Origin of the sequence: Streptomyces sp. NPDC017991 (genome assembly GCF_044328075.1) — a bacterium.
Classification (GTDB): Bacteria; Actinomycetota; Actinomycetes; order Streptomycetales; family Streptomycetaceae; genus Streptomyces.
On sequence record NZ_JBIRGP010000013.1, the window covers coordinates 151,043 to 167,169 of the forward strand.

Sequence of the window (16,127 nt, forward strand, 5' to 3'; positions counted from 1 at the left end):
TGAACCGTGACTAACGCTGAGAATCTGATTGCGCTGCTGGTAGCGGCGCCTCTGCTCGGAGCGGCCGTACTGCTGTGCGGCGGCAGGCGGCTCGATGCCGTCGGCCACTGGATCGGCACGGTCCTCGCGTCCGCCTCCTTCGTGATCGGCGTGATCCTCTTCGCCGACATGCTGGGCAAGGACGAGGAGCACCGTGCCCTCGCGCAGCACCTGTTCAGCTGGATCCCCGTCGAGGGCTTCCAGGCGGACGTCGCCTTCCAGCTCGACCAGCTGTCGATGACGTTCGTACTGCTGATCACCGGCGTCGGCTCGCTCATCCACGTGTACTCGATCGGGTACATGGAGCACGACGAGCGCCGCCGCCGCTTCTTCGGCTATCTGAACCTGTTCCTCGCGGCGATGCTGCTGCTCGTCCTCGCCGACAACTACCTGCTGCTGTACGTCGGCTGGGAGGGCGTGGGCCTCGCCTCGTACCTGCTCATCGGCTTCTGGCAGCACAAGCCCAGTGCCGCGACCGCCGCGAAGAAGGCCTTCCTGGTCAACCGCGTCGGCGACATGGGTCTGTCGATCGCCATCATGCTGATGTTCACCACCTTCGGGACCTTCGCCTTCGGGCCGGTCCTGGAGGCCACCGGTGAGACGGGCGAGGGCAAGCTCACCGCCATCGGGCTGATGCTGCTGCTCGCCGCGTGCGGCAAGTCCGCCCAGGTGCCGCTGCAGTCATGGCTCGGGGACGCGATGGAGGGCCCGACCCCGGTCTCGGCCCTCATCCACGCCGCGACCATGGTGACCGCGGGTGTGTACCTGATCGTCCGCTCCGGGGCGATCTTCAACGCCGCGCCGGACGCCCAGCTCGTCACCACCGTCGTCGGAGCGGTCACGCTGCTCTTCGGTGCGATCGTCGGTTGCGCCAAGGACGACATCAAGAAGGCGCTCGCCGGTTCGACCATGTCGCAGATCGGCTACATGATCCTCGCGGCGGGCCTCGGCCCGATCGGGTACGTCTTCGCGATCATGCACCTGGTGACGCACGGCTTCTTCAAGGCCGGGCTCTTCCTCGGCGCCGGTTCGGTCATGCACGGCATGAACGACGAGGTCGACATGCGGAAGTACGGCGGCCTGCGCAAGCACATGCCGGTCACCTTCGTGACGTTCGGCCTCGGGTACCTCGCCATCATCGGCTTCCCGGGCCTGTCCGGCTTCTTCTCCAAGGACAAGATCATCGAAGCCGCCTTCGCCAAGGGCGGCACCGAGGGCTGGATCCTCGGCGGCGTGGCCCTGCTGGGCGCGGCCATCACCGCGTTCTACATGACGCGCGTGATGCTGATGACGTTCTTCGGGGAGAAGCGCTGGCAGCCGGACGAGAACGGCCACGAGCCGCACCCGCACGAGTCGCCGCGGTCCATGACGATCCCCATGATCGTGCTGGCCTTCGGATCGGTCTTCGCGGGTGGCTTCTTCGGCATCGGTGACCGCTTCCTGCACTGGCTGGAGCCCGTCACCGAGCACGCGCACGGACACCCGCCGATCGGCGCGACCACCGTCACGCTCTCCACGATGGTCGTGCTCGTCATCGGCGTCGGCCTCGCCTACGTCCAGTACGGGCGCCGTCCCGTCCCGGTCGTCGCCCCGCGCGGCTCCCTGCTCACCCGGGCCGCCCGGCGCGACCTCCTCCAGGACGACTTCAACCACGTCGTCCTGGTGCGCGGCGGCGAGCACCTCACGCGCTCCCTGGTGTACGTCGACCACACCCTGGTCGACGGGGTCGTCAACGGCACGGCGGCCTCGATGGGCGGTCTGTCCGGACGGCTCCGCAAGCTGCAGAACGGCTACGCGCGCTCGTACGCCGTCTCGATGTTCGGCGGTGCGGCGATCCTCATCGCCGCGACCCTGCTGATGAGGGCGGTCTGATACCGATGTCCTTTCCTCTGCTGACAGCGACGGCGGCCCTCCCGGCGATCGGGGCGATCGCCACGGCCGCCGTGCCGGCCGCCCGCCGCACCGCGGCCAAATGGCTGGCGCTGCTCGTCTCGCTCGCCACCCTGGCCCTCGCCGTCGTCGTCCTGGTCCGCTTCGACCCCGACGGCGACCGCTACCAGCTCACCGAATCGCACTCCTGGATCAAGGACTTCGGGGTGCGGTACGAGCTGGGCGTGGACGGCATCGCGGTGGCGCTGATCGCGCTGACCGCCCTGCTGATCCCGTTCATCATCCTCGCGGGCTGGCACGACGCCGACCCGCTGGAGACCCACAGCAGCCGGTGGCGGCCGACCCAGGGCTTCTTCGCCCTGATCCTCGGTGTCGAGGCGATGGTGATCATCTCCTTCGAGGCCACCGACGTCTTCCTCTTCTACATCTTCTTCGAAGCCATGCTCATCCCGATGTACTTCCTCATCGGCGGCTTCGGGGACCGGGCCCACGCGGGCTCGGACGAACACGCGGCGGCGCAGCGCTCGTACGCCGCCGTGAAGTTCCTCCTCTACAACCTGGCCGGCGGCCTGATCATGCTGGCCGCCGTGATCGGCCTCTACGTGGTGGCGGGGAACTTCTCGCTCCAGGCAATCGCCGAGGCCCGGGCCAACGGCTCGCTGGACATGGCGACCAACACCGAACGGTGGCTGTTCCTCGGCTTCTTCTTCGCCTTCGCGGTGAAGGCGCCCCTGTGGCCGCTCCACACCTGGCTGCCCAACGCCATGGGGGAGGCCACCGCCCCGGTCGCCGTACTGATCACCGCGGTGGTCGACAAGGTCGGCACCTTCGCGATGCTCCGCTTCTGCCTCCAGCTCTTCCCGGAAGCCTCGAAGTGGGCGACACCCGCGATCCTCGTCCTCGCCCTGATCAGCATCATCTACGGGGCGCTGCTCGCGGTCGGCCAGCGGGACATCAAGCGTCTGGTGGCGTACGCGTCGATCTCCCACTTCGGGTTCATCATCATGGGCATCTTCGCGATGACCAGCCAGGGGCAGTCGGGCGCGACGCTCTACATGGTCAACCACGGGATCTCGACCGCCGCGCTGATGCTGGTGGCCGGGTTCCTGATCACCCGGCGCGGCTCGCGTCTGATCGCCGACTACGGAGGGGTGCAGAAAGTCGCCCCGGTGCTCGCGGGCACCTTCCTGATCGGCAGCCTGGCGACGCTGTCGCTGCCGGGACTCGCCCCGTTCGTGAGTGAGTTCCTGGTCCTGATCGGCACCTTCGCGCGCTATCCGGTCATCGGGATCATCGCCACCTTCGGCATCGTCCTCGCCGCGCTCTACACGCTCGTCCTCTACCAGCGGACGATGACGGGCCCGGTGAAGCCCGAGGTCTCGGCGATGCCCGACCTCAAGGTGAGGGAACTCGCGGTGGTCGCCCCGCTGATCGCCCTGTTGATCTTCCTCGGCGTCTACCCGAAGCCCCTCACCGACATCGTCAACCCGGCGGTCAAGCAGACCATGTCCGACGTACACAAGAAGGACCCCAAGCCCGAGGTGGAGGCCGCCAAGTGAGCGCTACAGCCGTCCACAGCCTGTGGACAACGGCGGCCGAGCCGATCCAGAAGATCGACGCGCCGCACATCGAGTACGGGCAGCTGTCGCCCACCCTGATCGTCATCGGGGCGGCGGTCATCGGAATCCTGGTCGAGGCCTTCGTGCCCCGCAGGTCCCGCTACTACGTGCAGGTCTTCGTGTCCGTCGTCGCTCTCGCCGCCGCGTTCGCCGCGGTGGTCGCCCTCGCGGCGAGCGGATACGGCACCACGAAGGCGGGTATCGCCGCGATGGGCGCCGTCGCGGTCGACGGGCCCGCGCTCTTCCTTCAGGGCGTCATCCTGCTGGCCGGTGTACTGGGCGTGTTCACGTTCGCCGAACGGCGCCTCGATCCCGTGGCGCACGGCAACCGCGTCGACTCGTTCGCCGCGCAGGCCGCCTCCGTGCCGGGCAGCGACAGCGAGAAGGCCGCGGTCAAGGCGGGATTCACCACCACCGAGGTGTTCCCGCTGCTGCTCTTCGCCATCGGCGGCATGCTCGTCTTCCCGGCGGCGAACGACCTGCTGACCCTCTTCATCGCGCTGGAGGTCTTCTCGCTGCCGCTCTACCTGCTGTGCGCCGTGGCCCGCCGCAAGCGGATCATGTCGCAGGAGGCCGCGGTCAAGTACTTCCTGCTCGGCGCGTTCGCCTCCGCGTTCACCCTCTTCGGCATCGCCCTGCTCTACGGCTACGCGGGCTCCGTGTCGTACGCGACGATCGCCCAGGTCGTCGACGGCACGGTCGAGACGGTGAACCCGGCGCTCGCCGACACCATGGGCAACGACGCGCTGCTGCTCATCGGCGCCGCGATGGTCGTCATGGGCCTGCTGTTCAAGGTCGGCGCGGTGCCGTTCCACATGTGGACCCCGGACGTCTACCAGGGCGCGCCGACCCCGGTGACCGGCTTCATGGCCGCCGCGACCAAGGTGGCCGCCTTCGGCGCGCTGCTGCGGCTCCTGTACGTCGTCCTGCCGGGCCTGCGCTGGGACTGGCGGCCGGTGATGATGGGCGTCGCGGTCGTCACCATGCTGGGCGGCGCGATCGTCGCGATCACCCAGACCGACATCAAGCGGCTCCTCGCGTACTCGTCCATCGCGCACGCGGGATTCATCCTCGCCGGTGTCATCGCGATGACACCGGACGGTGTGTCGTCGGTGCTCTTCTACCTGGGCGCCTACTCGTTCGTGACGATCGGCGCGTTCGCGGTGGTCACCCTCGTCCGCGACGCGGGCGGCGAGGCCACGCACCTGTCCAAGTGGGCCGGCCTCGGACGCAGGTCACCACTGGTGGCGGCGGTGTTCGCGGTCTATCTGCTGGCCTTCGCGGGCATCCCGCTGACCTCCGGCTTCGCGGGCAAGTTCGCCGTGTTCAAGGCGGCGGCCGAGGGCGGCGCGGGCGCGCTGGTCGTGGTCGGTGTGATCTCGTCGGCCATCGCGGCGTTCTTCTACATCCGTGTGATCGTGCTGATGTTCTTCAGCGAGCCGCGTCCGGAGGGACCCACGGTCGCCGTGCCGTCGCCCCTGACGATGACGGCCATCGCGGTGGGCGTGGCGGTCACGCTGGTGCTCGGTGTGGCGCCGCAGTACTTCCTCGACCTGGCGGGACAGGCGGGCGTTTTCGTCCGCTGAGGGTCTGGTGAGTCGTGGGCCCCGGTTCCGTACGGAACCGGGGCCCACGCCGTTCACCGGCACGGTCCGGCATGCGCGTTCCGCAGATACTCCGTCGCAGCCTGTGGATAACTCCGACGCTGTCGGTGCGGACCCCTATCGTGGACGCAGTGGTCGAGGCACGACGTACGGGGGACGGGACGATGGGCGGGACGGGTGTGATGACAGAGGTGGCGGAGAGCGAAGCGCTCGCAACGCTCCACCGGGTCTTCGGGTACGAGGCCTTCCGAGGGGAGCAGGAAGCCGTCATCGAGCATGTGGTGAGCGGCGGGGACGCGGTCGTCCTCATGCCCACAGGCGGCGGAAAGTCGCTCTGCTACCAGATTCCGGCCCTGGTCAGACCCGGTACGGGTGTGGTGGTCTCCCCGCTCATCGCGCTGATGCAGGACCAGGTGGACGCGCTGCGGGCGCTCGGCGTGCGCGCCGGGTTCATGAACTCCACGCAGGACTTCGACGAGCGGCGCACGGTCGAGGCCGAGTTCCTCGCGGGCGAGCTCGACCTGATCTACCTCGCGCCGGAGCGGCTGCGCCTGGAGTCCACGCTCGACCTCCTCAAGCGGGGCAAGATCTCCGTCTTCGCCATCGACGAGGCGCACTGCGTGTCCCAGTGGGGCCACGACTTCCGCCCCGACTACCTCTCGCTCTCCCTGCTGGGCGAGCGCTGGCCGGACGTACCGCGCATCGCGCTGACCGCGACGGCCACGCACGCGACGCACACGGAGATCACCCAGCGCCTGGGCATGCCGGACGCCCGCCACTTCGTGGCCAGCTTCGACCGGCCCAACATCCAGTACCGGATCGTGCCGAAGGCCGACCCCAAGAAGCAGCTGCTCGCCTTCCTCCAGGAGGAGCACGCGGGCGACGCGGGCATCGTGTACTGCCTCTCGCGCAACTCGGTCGAGAAGACGGCCGAGTTCCTCGCCCGCAACGGCGTCGCCGCGGTGCCGTACCACGCGGGCCTCGACTCGGGCACGCGCGCCGCCCACCAGTCGAGGTTCCTGCGCGAGGACGGTCTGGTGGTGTGCGCGACCATCGCCTTCGGCATGGGCATCGACAAGCCGGACGTCCGGTTCGTCGCCCACCTCGACCTGCCCAAGTCCGTCGAGGGCTACTACCAGGAGACGGGCCGCGCGGGCCGCGACGGAATGCCGTCCACGGCGTGGATGGCCTACGGCCTGAACGACGTCATACAACAGCGCAAGATGATCCAGTCGAGCGAGGGCGACGAGGCGTTCCGCCGCCGGGCGGCCTCGCACCTCGAAGCGATGCTGGCGCTGTGCGAGACCGCCCAGTGCCGGCGCGGCCAGCTGCTCGCCTACTTCGGCCAGGACGACGTGGTCGAGGCGTGCGGGAACTGCGACACCTGTCTGGTCCCGCCCGAGACCTGGGACGGCACGGTCGCGGCGCAGAAGGTGCTGTCCACCGTGGTGCGGCTGCAGCGCGAGCGGGGGCAGAAGTTCGGGGCGATCCAGATCGTCGACATCCTGCTCGGGCGCAAGACGGCCAAGGTCATCCAGTTCGACCACGACCAGCTGTCCGTCTTCGGCATCGGCGAGGAGCTGGACGAGGGCGCGTGGCGCGGTGTCGTCCGGCAGATGCTGGCCCAGGGCCTCCTCGCGGTCGAGGGCGCGTACGGGACGCTGGTACTGACCGAGGCGAGCGAGACCGTGCTGCGGCGCGAGCGGGAGGTACCGCTGCGCAAGGAGCAGCCGAAGCCGGCGACCTCCAAGGGCTCGTCCTCCTCGTCCGGTTCAGGCCGGGCCGAGCGCAAGGCCAAGGCGGCGGCCGCGGCGGCCGAGATGCCCTCCGAGCTGCTCCCCGCCTTCGAGGCCCTGCGCACCTGGCGTGCCGGGCAGGCCAAGGAGCAGGGAGTCCCGGCGTACGTCATCTTCCACGACGCGACCCTGCGGGAGATCGCCACGCTGTGGCCCACCTCCGTCCCGGAGCTGGGCGGCATCAGCGGCATCGGCGAGAAGAAACTCGCGACGTACGGAGAGGGAGTGGTCGGGGTCCTCGCCTCCCTGGAGCGCCCCACCGTGGCACCGAAGGGTTCGGGGAGCGGCGACGGCCCGGCCCCTCGACCGGAGCCGCAACGCCGAAGCACCGGCGACCCCGACCTGCACTGGCCGGAGATGGAACCGGAACCGGAACCGGAGGACTGGATGTAGGGGGGCGCCCCCAGGGGCGCGAGGAACTGCGCGACCAGCCCCCACGCCCCCGCACCCAACACACGACCGCAGGCCCCCGCCCTCAGGGGCGCGGGGAACTGCGCGACCAGCCCCTACGAGCCCGCACCCGACACACGGCCCGCACGTCACAACGCCCGTGACGCGTAGGCCCTGACATCCGCGTCAGCGTCCGACGTGGCCGTGGCGAGCGCCGCCCGCGCTGCGGCGGCAGCGGCGGTCGAGCCCGCGGAAGCGTCGGCGGACTCCGCGTGGCGCACAAGCGCAAGAACCGCCGCCTTGCGAACATCCGCGTTCGAGTCACCCAAGGCCTCCGCGAGGGCGCCCACGGCGACCTCGGCAACCGCGGCATCCGCCGCGGACAGCGCGGCGGCGGCCCCGGCCCGCACCTGCCAGGCGGGATCGACCCGGGCGGCACGGACGGCACGTGCGGCCAGCGCCGCCGGGCACCCCGTCCCGCCCAACGAGGCGAAGGCGGCCCCGCGGACCAGCGCGTCCGCGTCCTCGGTGAGCCGGTCGAGCGCGGCGAGAACGACACCGGCCCGGGTGTCCGGGGCGGCCCCGGCCACCCCGTGGGCCGGGCCAGGATTCACCGTCGCCAGCGCCTTGGCCACGGTCACCCGCACCTCTCGGGAGGGGTCGGCCGCCGCGAGGGCCAGGGCGTCGGCCGCGTCGACCGACACCAGGGCCCGGACCGCCTCGATGCGGACGGAGGCGTCGGGGTCGTCCAGCGCGGGAGCGAAGAGGCCGGCGTCGCCCAGGCGCAGGGCCCGCAGGACGTTGAGCGCGGCGGCGCGCACGACGGGGTCGGACTGGGCCAGGGCCCGCGTGAGCGGGTCGCGCAGGGCCGGTTCGGGCGTGAGCGTCTCGACGAGTTCGCGCAGGGAGGCCGCCGCGGCGGCGCGAACGGCACGGTCGGTGTCGGCGAGCGAGCCGGCCAGCGCCGGTCCCGTACCGACCGGGGCCGTCTCGGTGAGCAGGGCGACGGCGGCCCGTCTGACGGCGGGCTCGGGGTCGGTCAGGTAGGGCAGGACGGTGCCGAGTTCGGGCTCCTCGTCGGCGAGGGCGAGGAGTTCGAGGAGCCGCGGTGAGGTACCGGCGCCGGAGTGGGGGCCGGTGCCGATGCCGGGCGCCACGAGGTCGGGCGCCACGGTGGTGGCCGTCCCGGCGGCGACCGGGGCCGCGTCCCGGGCGCCCGCCGTGGCCACGCCCTCCGGATGGACCTCGCCGATGTGGCGGGAGGACCCGCCGACGGGGGTGAAGCCGTCGACGGGGGTGGTGTAGGGAGCGACGGGACGAGCGGTGAAAGTCATCGAACCGGAGGGGGACTTGTGCAGGTCGAGGTGGTGGAACCAGGAGGAGTCGTCGCGCGCGGGATGGTCCGTGCGGTCGTGGTACAGACCCCAGCGGGACTCGGTGCGGGCCAGCGAGGCACGGGCCGCCATCTCCGCGCAGTCGCGGATGAAGGTGACCTCGGCGCACCGCATCAGTTCGTGCGGTGTGCGCCCGCCCATCTCGGAGATGTCCGCGCGCATCCGCTCGAAGGACTCCAGGGCGAGCGACAGCCGGGCACCGGACTTGGGAGGGGCCACGTAGTCGTTCACGAAACGGCGGAGTTTGTACTCGACCTGGGACTGCGGCGGCCCCTCCGGGTTGCGCAGCGGACGGTAGACCAGCTCGTGCGCCTCGCGCAGCTGATCCTGCGGCAACTCGCCCTCGTGGGCGCGGTACTGGGCCGCGTCGGCCCCCGCGAGGTCCCCGAACACGAACGCGCCGATCATGTAGTTGTGCGGGACACACGCCAGGTCCCCGGCGGCGTACAGCCGCGGCACGGTCGTGCGCGCCTGGTCGTCGACCCGTACGCCCGAGGCGGAGTGGCCGCCGCACAGGCCGATCTCGGAGATGTGCATCTCGACGTCGTGGGTGCGGTAGTCGTGGCCGCGCCCGGCGTGGAAGGTGCCGCGCGTGGGCCGCTCCGTGGAGTGCAGGATCGACTCAAGCGAGGCGATCGACTCCTCGGGGAGGTGGCTGAGTTTGAGGTAGACGGGGCCCCGGTCCGAGGCGACCTCCGCGGCGAACTCCGCCATCATCTGGCCCGACCAGTAGTCGGAGTCGACGAAGCGCTCGCCGTGCCGGTTGACCTGGTAGCCGCCGAAGGGATTGGCGACGTACGCGCAGGCGGGACCGTTGTAGTCCTTGATCAGCGGGTTGATCTGGAAGCACTCGATACCGGTCAGTTCGGCGCCGGCGTGGTAGGCCATGGCGTAGCCGTCACCGGCGTTCGTCGGGTTCTCGTACGTCCCGTAGAGGTAGCCGGAGGCGGGCAGACCGAGCCGGCCGCAGGCGCCGGTCGCCAGGATCACCGCGCCCGCGCGGACGGTGACGAACCGCCCCGTGCGGGTGTTGAAGCCCGCGGCGCCCACCGCGCGCCCTCCGTCGGTCAGTACGCGCACCGGCATCACCCGGTTCTCGATCCGGATGCGTTCGCGCATCTCGCGCCGCCGCAGCTGCCGGTAGAGGACCTTCTTCACGTCCTTGCCCTCGGGCATCGGCAGCACGTACGAGCCGGACCGGTGGACCTGGCGGACCGCGTACTCGCCGTACTCGTCCTTCTCGAACTTCACGCCGTACGACTCCAGCCGCTGGACCATCGCGAAGCCGCGGGTGGCGGTCTGGCGGACGGTGGACTGGTCGACGATGCCGTCGTTGGCGCGGGTGATCTCGGCGACGTAGTCGTCGGGCTCGGCGCGGCCGGGGACGACCGCGTTGTTGACGCCGTCCATGCCCATGGCGAGCGCGCCGGAGTGCCGTACGTGCGCCTTCTCAAGGAGCAGCACGTCGGCCCCGTGCTCGGCGGCGGTCAGCGCCGCCATCGTGCCGGCCGTGCCGCCGCCGATGACGAGGACGTCGCAGGAGAGCTCCTCGGCGTCACCGAGAGCGGGAATCTCCAGAAGGGTGTCCACCAAGGTGCCTTTCAGGTACTGAGGGAAGTGAGGACCTCGCGCCGCAGGGCCACCCGCGCCGGGTCGTCGTGCGCCGTACGGTCGCGGGGGTGCGGCACCTCGCGTACGGCGGTCAGCCGGCCGGAACCGAGGAGCGCCACGCGGTCCCCGAGGAACAGGGCCTCGTCCACGTCGTGGGTGACGAAGACGACGGTGGCGCCCGTGCCGTGCAGCACCTCCACCAGCAGGTCCTGCATGCCGGCCCGGGTCTGGGCGTCGAGGGCGCCGAACGGCTCGTCCATCAGGACGGCGCGCGGACGCGGGGCGAGCGCCCGGGCCAGTTGCGCGCGCTGGCGCTGGCCCCCGGAGACGCGGTGCGGCAACTGTCCCGACCGGTCGGCGAGTCCGACCCGGTCGAGCCAGGACTCGGCCTGCCTCCTGCGCTCGCCGCGCGGCACCCCTTCGATGGCGAGGGGCAGTTCGACGTTGGCGCGCAGGCTGCGCCAGGGGAGCAGGGCGTCCTCCTGGAAGACCAGCGCGCGGGTGGCCGACGGTCCCTCGATCCGCTGTCCGTCCTGTTCCACCGCCCCGGCCAGGGCGGGCAGCAGTCCGGCCAGGGTGCGCAGCAGGGTCGACTTGCCGCAGCCCGAGGAGCCGACGACGGTGAGGATCTCGCCCGGGGCGACATCCAGGTCGACGCCGGCGAGGGCGGTGGAGTCGGGGCGGCCGAGAGTGGCCGAGCGGAGGGCGAGCCGGGTGCCGCGTACCGGCGCGGGTTCCCTTACGGGAGCCGGTCCGGTGGACGTCCGGGTCTCAGACGAGGTGCTCATCGCGCGCCTCCTTGCTGTGGACGGCGGAGGGAGCGGAGGCGGAACCGGCGGCAGGCGCCGCCTTCGGGGGCCTGGCCCGCGATCCGGGGACGTACGACGCGCGGGGCAGCCAGCGGGTCAGGCGGCGGCCGAGGAGTTCCACGGCCGTGGAGGTGAGCCAGCCCAGGACGCCGATCGTCACCATGCCGACGAAGACGCCGGGGTAGTCGACGACGGTGTAGTCCTGCCAGGTGCGGTAGCCGACGCCGTACTGGCCGGAGATCATCTCGGCGGAGATCACACAGATCCACGAGACGCCGATGCCGACCGAGAGGCCGCCGAAGATGCCGGGCAGGGCGCCCGGCAGGACCACCGTGGCGAGGATCCGGCCGCGACCGCCGCCCATGGTGCGCACCGCCTCCTCCCAGACGGGTGTCAGCGCGCGGACCGCGTGCCGGGTGGAGACCAGCACGGGGAAGAAGGCGGCAGTGCAGGTGATGAAGACGATGCCCTGTTCGTTGCTGGGGAACAGCAGGATCGCCACGGGGACGAGGGCGATCGCGGGGATCGGCCTGACCACTTCGAGGATCGGGCCGAGCAGGTCCTCGGCGAGGCGGGAGCGGGCCACGGCCACGCCGGTGGCGATGCCCAGGACGGCCGCCAGGAGGAAGCCGGTGAGGATCCGGGTGAGGCTGTCGGTGAGGTCCGTCCAGTAGTCGTCCCCGCCGAGCCGTTCACCGAAGGCGCGCGCCACGTCGGCGACGGTCGGGAACTGCGAGAAGCGCAGCCAGAGGTCCACGTCGAGGCTGGTCAACAGCTGCCAGGCGACCAGGGCGGTGGTGAGGGAGGCGGCGCGCAGCGCGTAACGGGCCGCTCCGGCGCGCCCGCTCACGACGACTCCGGAGCGGCTGCGGCGCGCGCCAGCGCTTCGGCGTACGGGAGAGTGCGCGCGCCTTCGTGCTCGGCGGCGTACGCCCGCGCGCCGGAGGCCGTGACGAACGGCCGCAGCGCGTCGCCGTCGGTCACCCACACGGCTCTGTCCGCGAACCAGGGGGTCCCGGTGGTGGTGTCGGGGACGTACGCGGCACGGACGGAGCCCTTGTGTCCGGACACGTAACGCAGGAGGGAGGAGGGCGACTTGAAGGTACGGGTCTCGGTGGCGCCCTCGGTCCACACCTCGCTCGCGGCGGCGGGGGGAGCCGCGGTGAGCTGTTCGGTGTACGCGCTCGTGCCCAGGGCGCGCTTGACGTACCGGTCGTCCACGAAGGCGTCCACGTCGATGTCTCCGACGAGCTTCGCGGACTTCAGGACGGCGACGTCCTTCTTCAGGGCGGAGATCAGCCGGGGTTGCAGTGCCAGGCCGAAGGTGGCGATGCCGTGCCCGCCGTTGTAGAGGTGGACGACCTCGGCGGGCAGCCCGGTCGCCTTCGCGACCTTCTCCGACGCGGTCACCGGGTGGTCGTGGAGGTAGTCCGTCGCCTGCGCCTGCGCCTTGAGGAAGGCTTCGAGGACGGCGGGGCGCTTCTTCGCGAAGTCCTGGCGGGCGGTGACTCCGTGGAAGGTCGGCAGGTTCAGTTCGGCGCCGTCGTAGAGGGCTTTCGCCTTGCCCTGGAAGGCGAGCAGGCCGGGCCAGGCGACGAACTGCGAGAGCGCGTCGGCGCTGCCCGCCGAGAGCGCCGAAGCACCCACCGCGGGCTGCTGGTTGAGCTTCTCGATGTCGTCTTGCGGGTCGATCCCGGCCCGCTGCAGGGCCCGTACGAGGGTGCCGTCGGCCGCCGAGCCGATGCTCGTCGACACCTTCCTGCCGCGCAGGTCCTTCAGCGCGGTGAGCTTCGAGTCCGGTGCGGTGACGATGGTGTTGAGCCCGCCGCGCAGGTTGTAGCCGGTGACGGAGACGAGGCGGGTGGGGCGGCCGAGCTGGGCGCCGCGGGCCGCGTTGATCAGCAGGGGGAAGTCGCCCATCGAACCGATGTCGATCTTCCCGGCGGTCATCTGCGCGGTGATCGGGGCGCCGGTCGCGTAGTCCTGCCAGTTCACCTTGTAGGTCCTGCCGTCGCCCAGTGCGTTCAGCTGCTTCTCGAAGTAGCCGAGGGAACGCAGGAGCGTGCCCGCCGTGACCGTGTTGATGGTCTTGGACTGGTAGCCGACGGTGACGGTGACCGTGGAGCCGTCACCGGCCTCGGCGTCCCCGCCGCAACCGGCCAGCGGGAGCAGCAGGGCGACGGCGGCGACCGCGACCGCCGGACGGCCCGGGGCCATGCGTTTCTTGGAGGTCATGGGGGTTCGGGCCTCTCACCGGAGCAGATAGGGCATGTTGACCGTGACGGCTCCGGTGGGACAGCGGGCCGCGCACGGGCCGCAGTACCAGCACTCGTCGACGTGCATGTAGGCCTTGCCGTTGCTCTCGTCGATGGCGAGGGAGTCCAGGGGGCACATGTCCACACAGAGCGTGCAGCCGTCGATGCACTTCGACTCGTCGATGGTCACGGGCACGTCGGCCCGCTGGGGCGCCAAGGGCATGGCTGTCTCCAGGGAAGTCCCGCCGAAGCGGGCAAGGGGGCGAAGGAGTCAGAGCGAGCGGCGCAGCAGCCCGCTCATCGTGATGCGGTCGCCGCGGAACCGGATGAACTCCAGATCGACGGGGCGGCCGTCGGCGAGGTGCGTGAGACGTTCCAGCATCAGGACGGCCGAGCCGCGCGGAGCCTGCAGCACGGTCGCGGAGTGCGCGTCGGCGTTGACGGCCTCCAGGGTGATCTCGGCGTGTCCGAGCGGCTGTCCGGTGATGGCTTCCAGGAGGCGGAAGACGTCAGTGTTCTCCAGGTCGGCGCCGAGCAGGGCGGTGCCGAGGTCGAGAGGGATGTAGGTGAGGTCGAGGGAGAGCGGCAGCCCGTTCAGCCGCCGGAGCCGTTCGATGTAGAGGACGTCGGCGCCGACGGGCACACGGAGCCGTTCGGCGACCGGGGCCGGCGCGGCGACGGGGCCCGCCGAGCGGACCTCGTTGCTGACCCGGCCGTGTTCGCGCAGGGTCTCCGCGAGTCCCATCAGCCGGTCGAGCCCGTGCGGGTACTTCTCGGCGACGACGACCGTGCCGACGCCGGGCAGCCGTTCCACCAGGCCCTCGGCCCGCAGCAGGTCGAGAGCCTGGCGCACGGTGTTGCGCGAGGTGCGGTAGTCGGCGCCGATGGCGGTCTCGTGCGGCAGCGTGCCGCCCGGGAAGCCGCCTGTCAGCACCTGCCGGCGCAGCAGATCGGCGAGCTGCCTGGCCTGGTCCGCACGCAGCCTGCGCCGGCGGGCGGCGACGGTGGTCGCGCCCTGGCCGGCGTGCTCTCGGATGCGTTCGGTGGGCATGCGACGGACCATACCCAGGGGGTACGGGACTTGGTGTTGCCGGAGTGTTGCGCCACCGAGGGCTCCGCCGAGCGGGCGGTTGAGCTGGGGTTTTGCCGGGGGCGCGGCAAGATCTGCCACTCGGGCGGCCACTGCGGTGCGCCGGATCCCGCCGATGCGGGGGTGTTCGTCGGGTGCGGGCCGGTGGGAGCTTGTCGCGCAGTCCCCCGCGCCCCTTCGGGGCGCTCCGCTATGCGGCCGGTGCCACCCGGCCGGTCACCTCGCCGAGGCCCACCCGTGTGCCGTGCGGACCCGGCGCCCACGCCGTCAGCGTCACGACATCGCCGTCCTCCAGGAACGTCCGCTTGCCGGAGGGAAGTTCGAGGGCGTCCCGGCCGTTCCAGGTCAGCTCCAGGAGCGAGCCCAGCTCCCCGCCGGAGGCCCCGCTCACGGTCCCCGACCCGTACAGATCACCCGTACGCAGCGAGGCCCCGTTCACGGTCATGTGGGCCAGCTGCTGAGCGGCCGTCCAGTACATCGTGGAGAACGGCGGCTCGGACACCACATGCCCGTTGACGGCGACGGAGATGCGCAGGTCGTAGCCGCCCGGGTCCTCCGAGGCGTCCTCGGAGGTGTCGTCCAGGTAGGGGAGGAGAGGGTGCGTACGCGCAGGGGGCGCGACCCGGGCGTCCTCCAGTGCGTCGAGCGGTGTGATCCAGGCCGACACCGATGTGGCGAAGGACTTGCCGAGGAAGGGGCCGAGAGGGACGTACTCCCAGGCCTGGAGGTCGCGCGCGGACCAGTCGTTGAGGAGGCAGAGCCCGAAGACGTGGTCGCGGAAGTCGCCCAGCGGCACCGGCGTGCCCATCGGGGAGGGCGTGCCGACGACGAAGCCGACCTCCGCCTCGATGTCCAGCCGCACGGACGGGCCGAAGACCGGCGCCGGGTCCGCCGGAGCCTTGCGCTGGCCCGCGGGGCGTACGACGTCGGTCCCGGAGACCACCACCGTGCCCGACCGGCCGTGGTAACCGATGGGCAGGTGCTTCCAGTTGGGGGTGAGGGAGTCCTCGGCGTCGGGCCGGAAGATCTGGCCGACGTTACGGGCGTGGTTCTCGGAGGCGTAGAAGTCGACGTAGTCGGCCACCTCGAAGGGGAGATGGAGGGTCACCTCGGAGAGCGGGTGGATCAGGGGCGCGACGGTCTCGCGGTGGGCGGGGACCGTCACCCAGGCGGTCAGCGCCCGCCGGACGTCCGACCACGCGGTGCGGCCGGCCGCGAGCAGCGGGTTGAGCGTGGGGCGGGCGAGCAGGGCGGCGTACGGCGAGCCCAGTTCCACCGCTGCGGCCCCCGCGTCCAGGACATGGTCGCCCAGCCGGACGCCCACACTCCGGTGACCGGGGCCGCCCGAAGAGCTGCCCGAAGAGCCGTCCGGAGAGTTGTTCAGGGAGAAGACGCCGTACGGAAGATTGTGCGGGCCGAAGGGATCGCCCTCGGGGACATCGAAGGGGGGCATGGGGTGCTGCCTCGCTTTCCGTGTGGGTGGAGCACACGTTACGGGCAGGCGCCGCCCGTGGGCAGTGTCTGAAGAGTTCGCAATGTCCGATTGGGGGTGAGGTCGGAGGGTTTCCCTCCGGCTTGGCTTCCTTCAGGGGGCACGGACGGGAACGGCCGGCTGGGCGGCACGGCGGCG

The 16,127-nt window shown here is 71.2% G+C and carries 11 protein-coding genes; 4 read left to right on the top strand and 7 right to left on the bottom strand.

All coding sequences use genetic code 11. The features are described 5' to 3' along the window. The first annotated feature begins 6 nt into the window (after window positions 1-6). From nuoL to recQ, 4 genes are all read left to right on the top strand, one after another. Window positions 7-1,911 (top strand): NADH-quinone oxidoreductase subunit L, encoded by a 1,905-nt coding sequence (gene nuoL, locus ACH4DZ_RS32945; RefSeq protein WP_398291358.1) that lies wholly within the window; start codon window positions 7-9, stop codon window positions 1,909-1,911. 5 nt (window positions 1,912-1,916) lie between these two features. Next, window positions 1,917-3,488, top strand: coding sequence for an NADH-quinone oxidoreductase subunit M (locus ACH4DZ_RS32950; protein WP_398291360.1), 1,572 nt, complete (start codon window positions 1,917-1,919; stop codon window positions 3,486-3,488). Next, window positions 3,485-5,134, top strand: coding sequence for an NADH-quinone oxidoreductase subunit NuoN (gene nuoN / locus ACH4DZ_RS32955; protein ID WP_398291362.1), 1,650 nt, complete (start codon window positions 3,485-3,487; stop codon window positions 5,132-5,134). The genes ACH4DZ_RS32950 and nuoN overlap by 4 nt, the downstream gene beginning before the upstream one ends. A gap of 182 nt (window positions 5,135-5,316) precedes the next feature. Next, window positions 5,317-7,341, top strand: coding sequence for a DNA helicase RecQ (gene recQ / locus ACH4DZ_RS32960; RefSeq protein WP_398291660.1), 2,025 nt, complete (start codon window positions 5,317-5,319; stop codon window positions 7,339-7,341). 146 nt (window positions 7,342-7,487) lie between these two features. Here recQ and ACH4DZ_RS32965 read toward each other — a convergent pair whose 3' ends face one another. The 7 genes from ACH4DZ_RS32965 to fahA all read right to left on the bottom strand — a co-directional run bounded on the left by ACH4DZ_RS32965 (window position 7,488) and on the right by fahA (window position 15,950). Continuing rightward, a complete protein-coding gene (locus tag ACH4DZ_RS32965; protein ID WP_398291363.1) occupies window positions 7,488-10,322 on the bottom strand; it encodes a fumarate reductase/succinate dehydrogenase flavoprotein subunit in 2,835 nt (944 codons plus the stop codon). Window positions 10,323-10,333: 11 nt separating this feature from the next. Next, window positions 10,334-11,131: an ABC transporter ATP-binding protein gene (locus ACH4DZ_RS32970; protein WP_398291365.1), complete on the bottom strand. Its 798-nt coding sequence runs from the start codon at window positions 11,129-11,131 to the stop codon at window positions 10,334-10,336. Then, complete coding sequence (locus ACH4DZ_RS32975; RefSeq protein WP_398291367.1) at window positions 11,115-12,002, bottom strand: ABC transporter permease; 888 nt, start codon at window positions 12,000-12,002, stop codon at window positions 11,115-11,117. The genes ACH4DZ_RS32970 and ACH4DZ_RS32975 overlap by 17 nt, the downstream gene beginning before the upstream one ends. Next, window positions 11,999-13,387 carry an ABC transporter substrate-binding protein gene (locus tag ACH4DZ_RS32980; RefSeq protein ID WP_398291369.1) on the bottom strand — a complete coding sequence of 463 codons (1,389 nt, stop codon included), beginning with the start codon at window positions 13,385-13,387 and terminating at the stop codon, window positions 11,999-12,001. Before ACH4DZ_RS32980 ends, ACH4DZ_RS32975 begins: the two co-directional genes overlap by 4 nt. A 15-nt stretch (window positions 13,388-13,402) precedes the next feature. Then, a complete protein-coding gene (locus ACH4DZ_RS32985) occupies window positions 13,403-13,630 on the bottom strand; it encodes a ferredoxin family protein (RefSeq protein ID WP_010986276.1) in 228 nt (75 codons plus the stop codon). 48 nt (window positions 13,631-13,678) lie between these two features. Further along, on the bottom strand, window positions 13,679-14,458 hold the full coding sequence (locus ACH4DZ_RS32990) for a GntR family transcriptional regulator (RefSeq protein WP_398291371.1): 780 nt from the start codon (window positions 14,456-14,458) through the stop codon (window positions 13,679-13,681). A gap of 229 nt (window positions 14,459-14,687) precedes the next feature. After that, window positions 14,688-15,950, bottom strand: a complete 1,263-nt coding sequence (gene fahA, locus ACH4DZ_RS32995) for a fumarylacetoacetase (RefSeq protein WP_398291373.1) — start codon at window positions 15,948-15,950, stop codon at window positions 14,688-14,690. Window positions 15,951-16,127: the final 177 nt, after the last annotated feature.